The sequence below is a fragment of the Nocardia sp. SYP-A9097 genome, assembly GCF_009649815.1.
In the GTDB taxonomy this organism is placed as follows: domain Bacteria; phylum Actinomycetota; class Actinomycetes; order Mycobacteriales; family Mycobacteriaceae; genus Nocardia.
Genome location: NZ_WJIC01000025.1, coordinates 19,280 through 37,643 on the forward strand (window position 1 = coordinate 19,280; position 18,364 = coordinate 37,643).

At 66.7% G+C, this 18,364-nt stretch carries 5 protein-coding genes and 1 tRNA gene; 2 read left to right on the forward strand and 4 right to left on the reverse strand.

All coding sequences use genetic code 11. The annotated features are described in order from the left end of the window. Window positions 1–18: 18 nt before the first annotated feature. Complete coding sequence (locus GFY24_RS32640) at window positions 19–9,333, reverse strand: type I polyketide synthase (RefSeq protein ID WP_153808975.1); 9,315 nt, start codon at window positions 9,331–9,333, stop codon at window positions 19–21. A gap of 389 nt (window positions 9,334–9,722) precedes the next feature. Here GFY24_RS32640 and GFY24_RS32645 point away from each other — a divergent pair. Continuing rightward, window positions 9,723–9,807 (forward strand) — tRNA-Leu (locus tag GFY24_RS32645). Between the two features lie 514 nt (window positions 9,808–10,321). Here the strand turns inward: GFY24_RS32645 and GFY24_RS32650 are convergent. Together GFY24_RS32650 and GFY24_RS32655 are read right to left on the reverse strand one after the other, a co-directional pair. Further along, the gene (locus GFY24_RS32650) at window positions 10,322–10,732 is read right to left on the reverse strand and encodes an amidohydrolase family protein (protein ID WP_153808976.1); all 411 of its coding nucleotides are present in this window, start codon (window positions 10,730–10,732) and stop codon (window positions 10,322–10,324) included. A gap of 846 nt (window positions 10,733–11,578) precedes the next feature. Then, the gene (locus GFY24_RS32655; RefSeq protein WP_194853103.1) at window positions 11,579–14,257 is read right to left on the reverse strand and encodes an RNaseH domain-containing protein; all 2,679 of its coding nucleotides are present in this window, start codon (window positions 14,255–14,257) and stop codon (window positions 11,579–11,581) included. Between the two features lie 322 nt (window positions 14,258–14,579). On the opposite strand from GFY24_RS32655, the gene GFY24_RS32660 reads away from it, so the two are divergent. Further along, complete coding sequence (locus tag GFY24_RS32660) at window positions 14,580–16,049, forward strand: serine/threonine-protein kinase (protein WP_153808978.1); 1,470 nt, start codon at window positions 14,580–14,582, stop codon at window positions 16,047–16,049. An 18-nt stretch (window positions 16,050–16,067) separates the two neighbouring features. Here the strand turns inward: GFY24_RS32660 and GFY24_RS32665 are convergent, their stop codons facing one another. Beyond that, window positions 16,068–18,197 carry an N-6 DNA methylase gene (locus GFY24_RS32665; RefSeq protein WP_228566863.1) on the reverse strand — a complete coding sequence of 710 codons (2,130 nt, stop codon included), beginning with the start codon at window positions 18,195–18,197 and terminating at the stop codon, window positions 16,068–16,070. Window positions 18,198–18,364 lie beyond the last annotated feature (167 nt).

Consider the following 18,364-nt stretch of genomic DNA (forward strand, 5'->3'; position numbering starts at 1 on the left):
AGCTATGCGAGCTGAGCATTACCGGCAGGCCGGTCCGGGCGGGACGGCGACATAGGTTGCGTCCGTACCCAATCGGGCCTGCTGCGAGAGCAGCATGTCGGCTTCCAGCTGCCGCGACTTCTTGGCCGGGGTGCCGTCACCACCGAGGCGGCGATCCGCGGGACGCTCGTAGAGCGGAGCACCGCCACACATGGCCTCGGTAATGCGCTGACGGCCGGCGAGCTGACGCTCCTGCGCCTGCCGCTGGTACGCCTCGCGCTGCTCCGGATCCAGGGCCTCGACGAACGCCTGCGGATGCACGATGGCGACCAGACCCGACACGTGACCGAAGCCGAGCGAGGTGACCAGACCGGCCTTGAGCGGGAAGCGATCTCCGAGCTCCATGGCCTCGCGGACCCACACCAGGTGCGGGTACGCCGCCATCTTCTCGTCGACGCAATCCAGGCTGCGGTTCGGCGGAATCACGCCCTGCGCCAGCACCTGGCACAGGCCGATCATCTGGAAGGCCGCCGCGCCGCCCTTCGCATGGCCGGTGAGGGCCTTCTGCGAAACCACGAACAGCGGAGCGCCTTCCGAGCGGCCGATGGCGGTGGCCAGGCGCTCGTGCAGCTCGGACTCATTGGGATCGTTGGCGGCGGTGGAGGTGTCGTGCTTGGAGATCACCGCGACCTCGTCCGCGCTCACACCCAGCTTGCCGAGCTCCTTGGCCAGCTTGGACTGTGCGCCACCGCGACCCGCGCCGAGCGCACCCAGGCCGGGGGCCGGGATGGAGGTGTGCACGCCGTCCGCGAAGGACTGGGCGAACGCCACCACACCGAGCACCGGCAGGCCCATATCGCGAGCCACGGTGCCACGAGCCAGCAGAACCGTTCCGCCACCCATGGATTCGACGAACCCGCCGCGACGGCGATCATTGGCCCGGGAGAAGTACCGGTCGCTGATGCCCTTGGCGGACATTACGGCCGAATCGGCGGTGGCGGACATGTCACCGAAGCCGACAATGCCCTCGATACCGAGATCGTCGTAACCACCGGCGACCACCAGATCGGCCTTGCCGAGCTTGATCTTGTCCACACCCTCCTCCACGGAGACCGCGGCGGTGGCGCAGGCGGCGACCGGGTGGATCATGCCGCCGTAGCTGCCCACATAGCTCTGCACCACATGCGCCAGAGCGACGTTCGGCAACGCCTCCTGCAGGATGTCGTTGGCGTGCGGCTCACCGAGCAGGTTGTCGATGTACAGCGAGCGCATGGACGACATGCCGCCCATACCGGTGCCCTGGGTGTTGGCGACCAACGACGGGTGCACCCACTGCATGAGCTCGGCCGGGCTGAAACCGGAGCCGAGGAACGCGTCCACGGTGCAGACGATGTTCCAAAGCGCGACGCGGTCAACGGAACTCGCCATATCGGCGGAGATACCGAAGCGGGTCGGATCCCAGCCGGTGGGGATCTGACCACCGACCACGCGGGACAGCTTGGCCTTGCGCGGCACGCGAATCTCGGTGCCCGCCTTGCGAGTCACCTGCCAGTCACCCGTGCCGTCGACCGGCGTGATGATGGTCTGCTCCGGGTTGGCGGCGTAGAAGGCCCGCGCCTCGGACTCGCTGTTGACGACGAAGGACAGGTCCTTGTCCAGGAACACCGAGGTGAGCAGCGGCGCGGTGTTGTCCACCATCGCCCCGTCATCGGCGTAGCGGCGCACGCCGCAGCGCTCGACAACGGTGTCGTGGTACTTGTCGGCGAGGTCGGCCTCGTCGACGTACTCACCGGATTCGGTGTCGTACCAGCCGGGCTTGGGATCGTTCTCCCAGGTGACCAGGCCGGTGGTCCATGCCAGCTCCAAAACGCCCGCGGCGGAGAGCTGGTCGGAGACCTCCATCTCGAAGCGGGTGCGCGCCGAGCCGTAAGGGCCGAGCTCGCCCGCGCCGACAATGACGACCATGTCGTCGAGATCGGCTGTGACCGAACCCCATTCGGGGGTGGGCAGCTTGGAGGAGAGCGTCGGCGGTGCGGGCAGCGCCGAAATGGTCACTCCGTCAACACCTTCGGTGTCGGCTTCGGCCTCGGCCTGCTCGCGCGCCTGCCGTGCCAGTTCGGGCAGATCCAGCTTGGCTCCGGCGAGTCCGCCGGTCAGATCGATCTGCTGCGGTCCGGCGGCGGTCACGACGCGGGCCCGCGAGGTGCACCACTTGAGCAGTTCATCGGCCATCTGCGCGGTGGACCAGGTCTGCACGCCGGCCTGCTCGACGGCCTCGACCAGCGGGTCGTTGCCACCCATGAGCCCGGTGCCGCGCACCCAGCCGATCAGCGCGTGCACCAGGGTGACGCGGGCGGCCCAGGACTTCTCGGCCCGCCATTTGGTGACGATGGCGTCGAGCGCGGCCTTGGACTCGCCGTACGCGCCGTCACCGCCGAACATGCCGCGGTTGGGCGAACCCGGCAGCACCACATGCAGTTTCGCGTCCACATCGTGGTCCGCGCCCAGCTTGGACAGACCGCCGATGAGGCGCTCCACCGACCACAGCAGTACGCGCATCTCCATTTCGGCACGGGCCCCGGCGTCGGCCAGGTCACCGGCGACACGGGGTGCGGCGAACGGCAGCAGCAGGGTGGGGGTCATCGCCTCCTTGACGAGAACCTTCGCGCCACCGGCATTGTCGACCTGCTCGTTACCGACCCACTCGATGAGCGCGTCGATATCGGTGTAGGAGGCCATATTCGCGGGGACGACCCACAGCGAGGCGCCGTGGCGGGCGTTCTCGCGGTACAGCTTCTTGTAGAAGCCGACGCGATCGTCGTTCAGCGAGGAGGTGGTGACGATGACCGTCGCGCCACCGGCGAGCAGGCGTCCGGTCGCGGCGGCCGCGATGGAACCCTTACTGGCACCGGTGATTACGGCGATATCGTCGGACCAGACACCCGGGTCCGCATCGGACAGCGCGGCCTCGGCGATCTTGCCGAAGAGCCCGGCCAGCACCGAGCGGGCTTCGTGCTTGGCGCGGTCCCGCCACCAGTTGGCCTGCGTCGCAACGGCTTCGCCCGCACCGAGGTAACCGTCGATCGGGAGTTCGGCATTGTTCGCGTCATTGCCGAGCCACAGCCGCGCGAGATCCTCACGCGCACTTGCCCAGCGGTCGTCGATGAGCAGCGCCTTGCGAGCGTCGAACGCGGGCGCGACCAATCGCGGCCAGTCCGAACCCAATTCGGCGGAGACCAGATCGACCAGGTTGTCGTCCGAGGCTTCCGGTGCGGAGAGCTGCTCGGTCAGGCCGAGCTGCTCGAGCACCACCCGGGCGGCGGTGGCGAGAACGCCAGTGCTGCCGGTGATCTGCTCGGTGAACTCACCCAGTGCGGCGGCATCCACGGTCGCACCGCCACCGCCACCGGCGGACGGCAGCGAGACCGCGACTCCGCGGCGCGCGGCCACGGCCTGCACGGCGGCATCGATGGCGGCGTCGACCGAAGCACCGTCGCCGATTCCACCGGAAACCAGTCCGCCCAGGTCACCGCCGCGAACGGAGGCGCCTTCCCGGGTGCCGAGCGAAACCTCGGCGGTGACATGGCTGGCCCACCCGTCGCCCAGCTCCCAGACCTTCTTGACGCGCTCGGCAATGGCGGCGGGCCGCTTACCGGACGGGCCGAACACCTTGCGCAGGTGATCGCCGATGGCATCGGAGAGCACCGAGCCGAACGGCTTGTAGGTACGGGCCAGGCGCTCGACGGTCGCCGAGAGCGCACCCATATCGGCATCGGCGGCACCGTCGATGGCACCGAGCGAGAGCTCCGCGCCGAGGTCGACGAGCAGCTGATTACGACGCGAGGAGACACCGTCGCACAGGCCCTCGATGGTGTCCACCGGGCCGATCTGGTCCAGGCGCAGCTTGGTCCAGAGCGCGATCAGAATGCGAGTGGCGTCGGCGGCACCGAAGCCGATGTCGTCCGGACGCGGTCCACCGGTGGCGACCGGGGCCGCAGCGGGCGCGGCGGCCGGAGTCGTTGCGGCGGAAGCGGTCTCGGCCGGGGTCTGCTCCGGCTCGTCGACCGGTGCGGGATCGGTATCGGTCGAGTACACGATGGCGGCTTCGCGCTCGATATTGAGCACCTCCACCGTGGTGTCCGTGAACGCGGGCAGCTTCAGCGTGTTGGAGGCCAGGTTCGCGACGGTAGGCGTTGCGGCCAAACCGACTTCGACGAACCGCTCGACGCCGAGGCCACCGTGCTCGGCATCGGTGAACAGCAGATCCTGGGTTTCGATCCAGCGCACCGGGCTGGCGAACTGCCAGGCGAGCAGCTCGACGAGCACCACGCGGCAGAGCTCGGCGGGATTGGCGGCCCAATCATCCCAATTCGCAAGCACTTCGGCGAGCGGCTCGGACGGGACGAGGTCGGCGATCTCCTGGATGAAATCGCGCTCCAGGTTGAACAGTCGCGGCACCAGGTTCGGAATGTAGCGTCCGACGAGGAGTTCCGGATGCAGGTCGGCGGGCAGCAGCCCTTTGAGCTTGGTACGGAACTCCGGCACACCGGCACGCAGCACGGTGGAGTGGAACGGCACATCGATACCCGGGATCACGACAAACGCACGCTTGCCACCGGTTTCGGCACGCAACCGCTCGATCTCGAGCTCGAGGGCCTCGAGTCCGGCGACGGTGCCCGCGATGGCGTACTGCGAGCCACGCAGGTTGAGGTTCACGACCTCCAGGAACTCGCCCGACTCTTCGCCGATGCGGTTCACGAACGGGATGACCTCGTGATCGGCGACGCCGATCTGCGACGGGCGGATGGCGGCCATCCGATAGTCGCTGAGGCCCTGCGCATTACGCGGCACCAGCTCGTGCATGGCCGAGCCACGCTGGAACACCACCTCGAGCACGGCGTGCAGCGGCAGCACCCCGGCCACGGCCGAGAGTGCGTTGTACTCTCCGACGGAATGCCCGGCGAGCATGGCCCCTTCGATGAAGGCACCGGCCTCGCGCAGCTCCGCGACCTGTGCCACACCGAGGGTCGCCATGGCGACCTGGGTGAACTGGGTCAGGTGCAGCACGCCCTGCGGGTGCCGGTATTCGACGCCGCGCGCCTTGAGGTAGGTCGGATTGTCGCGCACCACAGCGAGAATCGAGAAGCCGAGGGCATCGCGGGTGTGCTTGTCCGCGGCGTCCCAGACCTCCTTGGCCGCCTTCGAGCGAGTGCGTGCGTCCAGACCCATCCCCTTGGTCTGAATGCCCTGGCCCGGGAAGGCGTAGACGGTCTTCGGCGGTGCGACGCGGCCGGTGCCGGTCATGACGAGATCGCCGTCGATACGGCAGGAGACCTCGATGATCTCGGTGCCCTGATCCACCGCGACACGCTCCACGCGCACATCGATCTGCGCGCCGGGGCGCACCATGCCGAGGAAGCGGGTGGTCCACGCGGTGAGGGTGCGCGGCGGCACCTTATCGCTCAGGTCGATGGCCGAAACCGCATGCTGCGCAGCGGCACTGAGCCACATGCCGTGCACGATCGGGCTGCCGAGCCCGGCCAGCTTGGCCGCGGCGTCGGAGGTGTGGATCGGGTTGTGGTCGCCGGAGACCTGTGCGAAGGCGGCCATGGCACGCGGCGCGGTCAGGGTGACATCGCGGCGACGACGACGCGGGGTGTCGGCCGCGTTCCCCGACAGCACGCCACCGGCACGCGGCGGATCGGTCAGCTCATTGCCGCCGAGGCGACCACGAATGGCGAAGCGCTCCACCAGTTTCGCCACCGGCGGGGTGTCCAGGCCGTGGTCACGCATGACACCGACGGTCACCTGCACCTCGACCACGCGGCCGAGATCGGTGTCGAGCACCGACCTGCCCTCGGCGCGCACCGCGAGTACGGCGTGGCTGGTGGGCAATTCGCCGAGCAGCGCGATCTGGTGATCCAGGTGAACCAGATCCAGCATGCCCTCGATGACGCTGCGCGCGTCCTCGGTACGGCTCGCGCCGAGCACCGCGAAAACCGCGGGCCAGCAAGCGCCCACGAGCACATCGGGCACGGTACGGCCGAGCGTGCTGAGGCTCTCCGGCAGACCGGAACCGGTGACACCGGCGTGATCGGCGATCAGATCCGGGCTCCAGGCCAGGTTGACGTGCGCGACCGGGGTGTCACCGATGGTCTTGACCTCGGGCAGCGACTGTCCGGCGGCGACGGCGAGCAGGGCCGACATGGCCTCGGTGGCATCGTCTTCGGTAATGACCGGTGCGCCACCGTTGTACACGCTGACGGGGACGGTGATGCGAATGCGGACGGCATCGCGGCCGAGCAGCGGGACCGCCAATTCCACGTAGGCGTGGTCGGTTTCGGGTCCGGCGATCGGGGTGAGGGTGGCGCCGGTGGGCGGGTGGTTCGCGCCCTCCTCATTCAGCGCCCACTCGGCGAGGTCGCCGAGGCGGTGGATCGGGTTGACGGTGGTGCGACCGGACCACTGCACATCCGGTGCGGCCAGCACGATATCGATGGCACCGGCGGTGACGTCGGCGCGGCGGCGACCGTCCACGGCGGCCGGGACGACGCCCGCGCGCACCAGCGAGTACGCGGTGTCCTGTTCGAAGCGGTCCAGGAGTTCACCGACCGGCTCGTCCACGCGGGTGATGCCCGCGACGGCGACGGTGCCGGGGATGACGCAGACCTGATCGGCGGTGTAGCGCGGATCATGCGCCTGCCACAGCGAATCCGAGCGCCACCAGCGGCGCACGTCCTGATCCACCACGGGTACGAAGTTGACCGGCTTGCCGGGGAGCTTGCACAGGCTGACGAAGAACGGGACATCGGCCGGGTGCAGGATGGCCTCGGCGACGGCCGGGTACTGCTCCTTCAGCGTGCAGATGGCCTTGACCGGGGTCTCGAAATCGGCATCCGCGGCGAAGAGGGTGTCGATCTGCCCGCGGTCGGCCGGGTTGAGGCGGGATTCGGTGCGGCGCACCATCTCCGCGAATCGGTCGCGCCAGGTGATGTCCAGCCAGACCGAGGCGGTGGCGTCGGCGATGGCGGAGGCGAAGTCGCCGCCGCAGTCGAAATCCCTGCGCCGGTCCAGGCCGACAGCGAGCTCGACGTAGCGCTCCAGCCACTCCAGGTAGGTCATGGTGGCGACATCGCCGAAGTACGGCTTGGCGGTGCCGTTGAGCGCCTCGATGATCTCGGCGCGGCGCTCGGCCACGGCATCGGCGTCACCGGCGACCTCGTCCAGCAGGCGGCCGGTGCGCGAGGCGGAGTTGTCGATCTCGTGGATGTCCGCACCCAATTGGCTACGGCCCGAAGCCATTCCGCCGGTGGCGGTGCCCGCGGCGACCCAGTCGGGAGTGCCGGGGGTGTCCACGAGGAGCTGCTTGACCTCGGGAGTGGTGGTGGCCTCCAGGGTGGCCATGGCGGCGGTGCCGACCAGCACACCGTCCAGAGGCATGACCGGGTAGCCGTAGCCCTGCGACCAAGCGCCGGTGAGGTATTCGGTGGCGCGCTCGGGCGTACCGATGCCGCCTCCGACACAAACGATCACATTGGCGCGGCTGCGCAGTTCACCGTAGGTCTCGAGCAGAAGGTCGTCGAGGTCCTCCCAGGAGTGGTGGCCACCGGCGCGGCCGCCCTCGATATGCATGATGACCGCGTAATCCGGTGCGGCATCGGCGATTCGGAGAACCGCGCGGATCTGCGCCACGGTGCCCGGCTTGAACGCGACGTGCGTGATGCCGACCTCGGTCAGCTCCTCGATGAGGGCCACAGCCTCGTCCAGCTCCGGAATACCGGCGGTGACAATGACGCCGTCGAACGGCGCACCGGCGGTACGTGCCTTCTGCACCAGGCGCTTTCCACCCAGCTGCAGCTTCCACAGGTACGGGTCCAGGAACAGCGAGTTGAACTGCACCGAGCGGCCCGGGTGCAGCAGCGTCTTCAGTTCGGTGACGCGGTCGGCGAAGATCTGCTCGGTGACCTGACCGCCACCGGCCAGCTCGGCCCAGTGGCCCGCATTGGCCGCCGCCGCAACGATTTTCGCGTCGACGGTGGTCGGGGTCATACCCGCCAGCAGGATCGGCGAGCGGCCGGTGAGCTTGGTGAACGCGGTCTCGACCACAATGCGGCCGTTGGGCAGGCGCACCGGCTTGGGCGCGAATTCGGCCCAGGCGGGGGAAACCTCGGGGGCCGCGCCGGGAGTGAACAGGCTGCGCTGGCCCGCGCGGGTGGAGGCGGCGAGCACGCCGACGCCGGTGCCCTTGAGCGATCCGGAGGTCAGGCGGGAGAGCAGATCACCCGGGCCGAGGTCCAGAATCCACTGCGCGCCCTGCGCGACCGTGGTGTCGACCATGGTGACCCAGTCGATCGGGTCGACCAGCACCTCCTGGGTGAGGGCGGCGGCCAGTTCGGTGTCCAGGCCGCACTGTCCGGCCCAGCCGCGCACCAGTTCGACGGTGTCCTGCAGCGCGGGGTGATGGAAGGCGACCTCGACCGGAATGTCCTCGAACACCGGCGCGAAGACCGAACCGCCACGCTTCTTGGCGTCGCGCTCCTTCGACTGCTCGTCGTGAATCTCGGCCGCGCGCCGGCGAACTCGATCCAGCTGCGCCACCGGACCGCTGAGCACCGCGCGGCGACGGCCGTTGCGGATCGAGAGCACGGCGGCCTTCTCGGCGGCCACGCCGCGCGAGACCTCGTCGACGACGGCCTGCAACTCTTCGGGATCGACATGCGAGACCGCGACCATGGGCGAGCGGTCACCGATCGGCATGAGGCCCTTGCGGCGGGCGACCAGTCCGGCTGCGGCGCCGATCAACTGGGCGATGGCCAGCAATTCCGCGTCCCGCTGTCCGTGCGCCTGTGCGGCGGTAGCGGCGATCCGGCCCTGTGAGTGCCCGATCACGGCCGCCGGAGCGTTGGTGACGATATCGAGGCCCTGCAGGCGCAGCGCCCGCAGCGCGGCGACCTGAGTCAGGAAAACACCCGGCATGGAGACCGCGGCGGAGCGCAACACCTGCGCGGAAGGCGCCGCCGACACCTCCCCCTGCTCCGGGTCGGCGAGCTCTTCCTCGAGCATCCAGCCGATGGGGTCGAAGCCGACGGGCCGCACCACAAGCAGTTGCGCCGCAATCGGTTCCAGCTTGCCGGCGGCCTCGTTGACCAGTGCGGTCAGCTCGGGCTCGAGCGCGCTGTCGCGGCCGATCTCCTCGAGTTCGGTGAGCCACGCCGCACCCTGCCCACCGAATGCCAGCGCGTAGGGCGCACCCCCCAGCAACCGGTCCAAGAGTGACGACCTGACTCCACTATCCCGGTTCTGTTTGGCTCGTTCGGCCTTCGACCCGGTCCCGGTGCTCTCGTTGATCGTCAACGCTTCGACTTCCTTCTCCTGGCGTCCCCGTCCCCACAGGACTGGGCCGCGCTCACGGTGCGCAGGTGTTCCTCCGGCCAACTGGCCCTGGTAGACGCCGAGGATTCCACAAAATCATGAGGTTCTCCTCATGTTTGGTTACCGCGCCTCCCCCTACCCGAGAGTATTTCCGTACGTCCGTACCAGAATGCCCACAAACATGACTCTCCCTCATGTTTGAACCCGCTGGTGAGCGCGGTTACACCAGTGAAGGAAATGTGAGGGCTCCTCACATTGCTGTTTATCAAATCGTTATAATCCCAGGTAGGGTTACCGACCAGTACGCCACACCCGCCCGGTGCTTCTGGATCTCCGTTCAGCCCGGTAGAGTTTGGACGGTCGTACCGTTAGCGCGAGTGGCGAAATTGGCATACGCGCCAGATTTAGGTTCTGGTGTCCACGGACGTGCGGGTTCAAGTCCCGCCTCGCGCACCACTCGAACACCCTTTTCTGTCATCCATGACGGAAGAGGGTGTTCGAACTTTTCCCGGAACCCTCGGGCATCCAGCACCCACCCAGCAACACCGATCGCCTCATAGGCGACTCCCGCCGCGATGCACGCCGCGCCTCTACCGCGATCCAGGTTTCCCCACCGTCCAGCGCACGCGATACCTGGCGCCGGCTGGCCCTCCCTTGCACCCGTCACTCGCCCGGATGGGCAGCCTCCATGCCCGCCATCCGTCGGCGTTTCGACTGCCCTCACACACCAATCGGTGTCACCGCCGACAGATTTGCGGGTTCGAGTCCACATCGCGCGTCACTCGAACACCCCTCTGCGTCACCCATGACACGAACGCGTGTATCGAGCTTCTCGGAGCCCGACTCCTGTGCGAACTCTTCGCCGCAACACTTCCGGCGGTGCTCCGCGGCAGACATCGCACCGCGCAGCAGAACATTTCGGCGCGGTCGCGGTGGCGAAGGGCTGAGTCCGAGGGATGCCCGGGCGGTTTCAGAGACGGAGGAAGCAGCGCGCGTTCTCCGATTCGATTGCCGTCACCTGGTCGGCCGGGATTCCAGACTTGCCGACGTAGGTCAGATAATTCATCAAGGAGTCGCCGGTTTCGAAGGGGTAGTCGGCGCCGATCATGAGCTGAGAGGCGCCGACGATGCCGATGGTTTGTTCCAGCGCACCGGGGGTCGGGTTGGCGGTGTCGTAGTACAGCAGCTTCAGCTGGTCCGCCACCGCCGGGCGACCGGCAGGCAGGTACCAGCCCGCGTGCAGATCCAGGCGCTGGGCGATGAAAGGCGCGTAGCCGCACATGTGGGGGAACACGTATCGGATATTCGGGTAGGTGCGCAACAGATCCTTCTGGATCAGTTCGCCGGCGGCCAGTGTCAGTTCGGTCGCGTGCCCGGTCACTCACGGCTGGGCAGACTCGTCCCCAGAACCCCGACCTGCGATCACTGGATGTCACACATCATGCGAGTCGAGGGCCACCGGCAAGACTTCGTGACGAACACGCCAGGACTCCGAGAGCCGAAGTACGTGATCCGCTCCAGGAGGTCTCCGCTCATCTCGCTCAGCGAGATGAGCGGCGTTCGTGGGCTCTTGTCGGGGCGCACCATGTTCCATGATCTTCCAACTCGCCGTAATGCGTTCTGGCAGAACGATTTCAGCGGGTTCTCAAAGAACCGTTGACAGGATCGGCGAATCTGCGTGGTGATCGACTACGCCACCAAATGTTGTCTGGCGGTGAACCGCGACCGCCACCACACGGCGCCAACGCCGCGACTTGCCTTCGACTGCCGATCATCCAAGCCGAGCGTGTCCTCGGACTGGACGATCGCGAGGCCGAGTGCGGAGAAGCCGGTGTCGTCGATCCCGACGGCCCGCCGAGGGAGGACACGAGATGGGCGGATGAGATCCCGTCCGTCTCCGCTGCAACAGGCTTGTCCCGGTTCTACAGGTCGGCTCCATCGCCGATCTCAACGCCATGATCGTTCGACATCGCCGACGACGACCGGCGCATCGACACACGCGCGGGCGTCATCGGAGAACACTTCGGCTGCAGAAAAGACTCTGCTGCAACCACTTCCGGACGAGACGATGGACACCGAGCGATGGCTGGCACCGCGTGTAGACCGCTACGAGTAGATCACGGGACGCTCCAACAGATATTCGGTTCTGGTGCCCCACACGGAGCAGCCAGAGCTCGCAGCCTGCTGGTCGACTCGCAGAGTCGACGCATGAGGAACTGGTTCGGATTCACCAAATCGACAGGGCTGGTTCTTCAGTAGGGTCGAGTTCTTGCGACAGGCCGGGCGCGCTCGCCAGATCCGGGTCAAGGTCGTCGGAGATGGTGTCGATTTCGAGGTCGGGGTCGTCGGAGTCTTCGTCGGCGGCCAGCATCGGCAGGACATATGCCTGAGCCAATCCGGCGAGGTGCAGTGGTAGCGGGAGGGAGAGCGCGTCCAAATAGTCGGGGGCCTGGCGCAGCTGGTGCATGGCCAGGGCGAGAGCCTCGGGATCGTCCCCGGCACGGTTCTCCTCGGCGGTTGGGTGGCAACCGAGAACCGCGATTTCTACCAACGAGGGGTTCCATGCGGGTTTGTCCGCGTCGATGGTCCAGTTTTTGCCGCTTCCTGCCACCGCTCGCGGGGCCAGGCGATTGGCACTTACGGCGGACTTCTTGAACTGACTGGCCTTTTCGGTGGTGCTGTAGAAGATCCGATGGTCGGCACCGGGCGTGGTCGGCAGTGTCCACAAACCTGCGGGCAGGCCATTGATACCGTCGGGCCTGCCAGTACCCCACCACTGTGGGGTCTCTCTCCCAGCGCCGCCGCGGATCCGTACGAGCCGCAGATTGGGGTCGAGTGTGGCTGGCGGAGCATGGCCTGTCTTGATGAGGTCTACGACGGTGTTGCCGTCCTGAAGCCAGGGCCAGTGTTGGCGGCTGTTCTGGGAGTGCGCGATCAGCACGGTGGGCTGATCGCGCAGCGAGAACAGCATCCGCTGGAGGAAGCTGGCTGTCTCCTTGCGCTGCTGATCCATGTTCTTGCGCCAATCGACATTGGTGATCCACTGCCCGGCCGGCACTTCCACACCGGGTATCTCGGCCTTTTTCACCAGTCCCAGAAGGAATTTCGGGTATGGCGTCCAGCTTTTCGTGTCGTCGTCCCACCCCTGGACCTGTACTCGACCCGAGTCTTCCGGCATCGGAGTCATCAGGACCGCGACGGGCAGATGCAAGGGGAGCCGGGTCGGGCCGTCCTTGCGGCGCTTGACCATCCAGATCGCGGCGTAGCGCAGGTCCTCGGGAAGGCTGCCCCCGAGGGTGTGTTCCGGAAGCACGCGGACCCCGAGCTGCCGCAACCCGTCCAGCCAGCCTGAGCGGACTCGGTGATCGACATTCTTCTCGGTTTTCACGCCCTTGGCATTGGACGGAACGACGACGAACTGGGTGAGAACGCCGGCGTCGGCGCAACCGAGTCGCATGACGAACTTCGGGTCGGTGGTCGCGGGGCGGAAGGTACTGCGATGTGCGATCTCGACCAGCGCGAGAGTTGGTGACCCGGGATCGGATCCGTCGTCGCTCAGGAATTTCGCCAGCTCGCCTCGACGTCCCGCGACCGCGGCGGTCAAGGCGACGCTCTGGGGTCGCACTTTGGGATCGAGTGCGAGCTTGTCGGCAAGCCCTCCGGACAATGGGAGGCAGCGTAACCTAACTGTCAGTTCCGGTGTACGCCACTCATACACCACCGCGTTCCCCGGCTCGGCGGTGTCGAAAACCGCTTCCACGGCCTCGGGACTGCCATCATCGAACATGGGCGCGCCGCTCTTCTCCTCAAGGCCCAGGATTTCGGCGAGCCCCGTGATCGCGGCCCGGCGTGAAGACGCCGTTTGCCACAGCAATCTGGCTTCGAAGATCGGAGGTCCGTCCAGCACGGCTTCCAGCTCCGCGGACCGCATTCGGACGACCGCTGCCGCGAGGGCTCCACGACGCGCGTGCGCGGCTCGTAGTTCCTCGGCCCGCTTCCCCTGCCCCTCCACAGCGGGCCGGGCATTGGCGGGTTTGCTGGTGCCGACCGCACTGCGGGACAGCGATTCCGTTCGAACGAGCCCGTCGGGAAGCGCCTGCTCCGCCCATTCGGTGATCACCGAGCGCTGATGCGACATGAGTCCGGCTCCGATTCCGTGCACGCCCATGTGATTGCTGTAGACGACAGCACCGCGAACACCGGAACCGTTCAGCCACTGATCTGCGGCTCTACGGGCAATGCCCGGCCCGGTATCACCACAGCTGGAGCCTGGGACGGCTGCCGATCCCGCGGCCGCCCGAGCGAATGCCGGTGCCGCGTATTCGCGGTAGCGCCCACGTACCTCGTCCTGGTCCCAATCCAGAATCGGCACCACCTTGTCGTCGCCGCATCCGTACCCGAAGGCTCTTACCCGTACAGGCCGCAGAGGTGGCTGGTTGCGCAGTGGCCGATAAGGACGCTCGAAACCCGGGCGTGGACAGACCTCACCCGTGGCCAGCACGTCTGCCACGGCGGCTTTCTCGGCTTCTGACCGATTCGATCGCGCCCTGTTGATGGACGGTAGCCATATATCGCGCACAGATCCGTCGGCCGAAGCGTAGCGACGGCCCCATACCGACCGCTCGTAGCGGGTGGCTCCACGTGAATCCGGATCCCCTTTGCGGTCATAGAGCGCCGCCCACTCGAATCGAATCGGAATCGTCTGCGGGACCGAACCTTCAGTGTCGGCTTGCTCCGCCTCGCGGGCCGCGAGATAGCGCGGAATCGCCTGCACGGTCCACTCGAGCAGAGATGGGTGTGCCGGTGCGCGGTTGCTGTCAAACTTTCCTTTGGTGCGCATGAGCTCGGCAATGGCGTCGGCCTGCGACCAGCCGTCGTGCTCGATCAGGTCGAGTCCACCCATCATTGGCGCGAAAGTGAAGTCCTCCAATGCTTTTGAGCTCCAAGGTGGAACCGGATCAGGCTTCAGGAGTGGCCGCAGCGCAGCACTTGCGGCCATCGGACAGTCCCTCGGATTCTCGCGGACTGCGACGCTGCTTGCCCGCACGAGCCACACGTCCCCCTGAGTTCCGCTCGGGCGCGGCCAGTCGGTCATCGAGTACTCCCCTGCAGATCGGGCGGATACATGATGGTTACACATGTTGTGAACATAGTCCATAGATGATTTGTTGCTAGAATAATTCACAGGCCGGGATCTAGGACCGGAATCACTGGTCGGAGGGATAGCAATGCGAACGCGGGAGATTCAGCGTGATGTGCTGGTCGGCGGCCGGTACAGACTGGAATCGCGAGCCGGGAAGGGGGGCATGGCAGAGGTGTGGCGAGCCATGGACATCCAGAACGATGACGTGGTCGCCATCAAGTTTCTGAGTCCTGCCGACGAATTGATGAGCGGTATCGACACGCATTACCGTTCGGAAGAACTCGCCATCATGCGCAAGCGGTTCAGGCGTGAGGGCAACCTGCTGGGCCAGATCGACCATCCGGGCATCCCCCGCCTGTACGACGAAGGCACCCACGAGGGCACGCCCTACCTGGTCATGCAGTTCATCGACGGCACCCCGCTCAATGACTTCCTGGCGCGGTACCGCCCACTGACCGTCGGACCGGCCATCGCCATCGCGATGCAGATCGCCTCCGCACTGGAATGCGCGCACGAACGCCCCGTGGTGCATCGAGACCTCAAGCCGCAGAACGTGATCGTCTCCGCACGGGGGATCGCGGTGCTGCTCGATTTCGGAATCGCGAGGCCGCTCGGTGCCACCGTGACACGGTATACGCAGCACGGCTCCAGTCTGGGCAGTCCCGGATATCAAGCGCCGGAGCAAATTCGCGGAGATATGGTCGTTCCCAAGACGGACAGCTATGCGCTCGGCTGTGTCTGCTACGAGTTGCTGACGGGCCGGACGCCGTTCCTGGAGGAGCACGGCGGCCTACAGGGCCAGCATTTGGACAAGCTTCCGTTCCCCTTGGAGGTGTTCGCGCCTCAGGTGCCGCCCGAGCTCGATGAGCTCGTCCAGAAGATGCTCACCAAGATTCCGGACGGACGACCGGACATGGCAGAGATTCAGCGCGGGCTTCGGCCCCATTTGCCCGCGCCGGGTTCGCCCGCACCCGTCCCGCGTTTGGAACCCGACCCGACGCTGCCGTATCGAATCTCGCAAAGCGATACGGAAAATCCGCCTCTCGGCGGATCTACGGTGACGCAACCACGTCGGCCGGAATCCTCAGGCTGGCTGAAGGTGCGCCTCGTCGAGCAGGACTGCGAGGATGCGGAGCGAGAGCTGGCCGCGTTCGAGCCCGGCCCCGCAGTGGCCCGGCTGGCGGAGATCGCGATAGCGGCACGAAGAGAGTGGGGACCGGCCCGGCCGCTGGTTCGACGCGTCTGGCGGTTGGCCGCTGAGGGATTACGCGTACTCGGCGATTGCGGCCGCGCAGCCCCGCTGTATCAGCAAATGGCTGAAGACCTGGCGCACAGCCGTGATCCACGGGATCAGGCAGCGGCATTGATCTGGCGTTTGCGAGTGGCCGAATGCCGTCTGCCGTTCGGAAATGGCGATCTCGCCGTCGAAACATTGCGCGAAACCGTCACGGCGGCGGAAGCGCTGCCCGAGCGGGACGCCGAAATGGTCCGTGCGATCTGCCGCGAACTCGACACCAATTTGACCGAATCCGGTTACACCACCGACCACGGCTGACACCGGCCCGGCGCAGGTTCAGCTCGGCGACAGACGCCCCGCAGACAGGTTGTTGCTGAGCTCCCGCACGAGCACCACGCCCATTTCGCCAAGCCCGCGAACAGCTTGTTCGAACTGCGTCACCTGACGGAAGACTTCGCCGTACCGACGCTGCTCCGCGAGTGGTACCTGCAGAACCTGCAGCTTCCTGATATCGACCCGGGCCGAGCTCGACGTGTGTGTTCCGGCCTGACGGCCATTCGCGGGCGCACGCAGGCACCCCGCGAGGAACCAGGGATCCAGCTTCCCGGGATCCAATCGCAGCGCATACAACTGCGGTCCCAGCACCGTTGTAGTCCCATCCTCCACCCAGGCGCTGAACGCCCGTGTCACTCCCGACACGATCACATCGTTTCGGTCCGTTGCCGTCAGCCCGGCATCTGCCACCTGTTGCGCTGGAACCCAGCCGCCCGGGTCGCCTTCCATCAACAGGTCCGACACCGTCAGGTAGGGCACTCCGCCCGTGCCGATCACACCGGTTCGAACGCAGCCCTCCGTCGGCAGCTGTCCGGTGTGCACGACCAGCGCCCCGGCTCGCGCTAATTCCCCGATCGTCATCGTTCCGGGCTGCCCATCCCCGTTCGCGCGCAACCCGATGGCGGACAGCAAGATCGCCGACTCCTGCACTTCTGCGAGCAATGTCGACAAACGACCCCAGGTTTCTCGCAGTTCGACGACGTTTCCGGTCGGTCTGACCGGGATGTGGCGCGCAGGGGTGAGATCGACCTCTTCGTCGAGCAGGTCGATCACGGGGAGCGTTACGGCGCGGATCCGTCGCGGCGCGCGAACTTCCGCCGAATCCTGGTCTGGTGCAGGACCGTTCGCGCCCATCGCCGCGAAAACCTCGTCGCGCAGGGCATGCCAATCGATACTTTCGGCAGCCTTCACCGCGTCGTCGGCGTCCAACAGACGAATCGAGTGACCTGCATCGGCGCTCTGCCCCGGGCGGGCGGCCTGAAGCACCCACAGCTGCAAAGCCACACTATGCGGCGGGGCACACCCCGGCGGCAAGGCGATTACCGCCCGTAGCACACCGGCGCGCAACAGGGCTCCGCGAATTCTCCGGCCCGCTTTCCTCGACGCGACGGCCGGAGGAAGCAATAGCACCGCGACTCCGCCGGGGAGCAGCTTCGACACTGCGTGCTCGACCCACGCCAACTCGGGTTCCGTACGCGGTGGAAGCCCGTATACCCAGCGGGGATCCGTTGCCAGTTCCTCGTATCCCCAGTCGCGCTCGTTGAACGGCGGGTTGCAGAGTACGAGATCGGCACGCAGGTTTGGATGGGAATCCGCCCGCAGCGAGTCGGCGGGCCGGACATCCACCGTCCACGGCTGGGAAGCAGTATCTCCCAAGGAGGTCAGGGACAAACGCGCTGCAGTCAAAGCTGCCAGAACCGGATCCTTCTCCGCTCCCGCCAATCGCACAGAGCCCATACCGTCGGTGTCGCGGAGGCAGACATCGGCCGCAGCGCGAAGTAAGCCACCCGAACCGCAGGCCGGGTCGAGCACGATGCGCGGCCCGCCGCTTCCGGGGACGCTGCGGACATGCTCGGCGATCTCGGCCATCAACCACGCCAACGGTTCGGGAGTAGAACTGATCTGGCGCACATGGGTATCCAGCCAGCGCCCCAGTAGGAACTCGAATATCTGCCGCGGCCCCTCCCGCTCCGCCAGGGCGATGGCTTGACGTGCCACACGTTCAGCCGAATGTGACAGCGAGAGTTGAGGTTCGGACTCCAGGGCCACATCGGGGTGCTCTTGCTTCAACGCGGTCAGAGCGATCGCCCGACCGGTTTCGGCGCGATCGTCCAAGGCGTCGAACTGCGGCCACAGTCGCTCCTTCGCACCGATCTCCAGAAGCTTGCCCTGCTCCCGTAGCCATGCCTCGACCTCCGTCAAGGAGAACTGCGGGCTGATATCCGTGCCGCCGATGGGTTTGGGGAAGGTGTCGTGCCGCCGCCGCCAGTTACTGGCCGCCGCCCGTCCAACGCCGGCGATCCTGGCGATTTCGGCCAACGTCACCGGTATTGCGTCGGGCTGAGGCATCGGCATCTCCGGGTCAGTGGGTTCTCGCCAAGATAATACGGCACCTATTGACTTAGTTAACATGTGCGCACGGGGTGAACCTGATCCATCGCGGCCTCGGCGCGCCGCGCCGGGCTACTGGGGTGACCTCACCATCGGTGCCCCCGGGCAGATCGGCGATCGCGACGCTGGTCGAGCGGTCCACACGCCTAGTCCTGTTCGATCGCCTCGGCCTCGAACGCGACGATCCC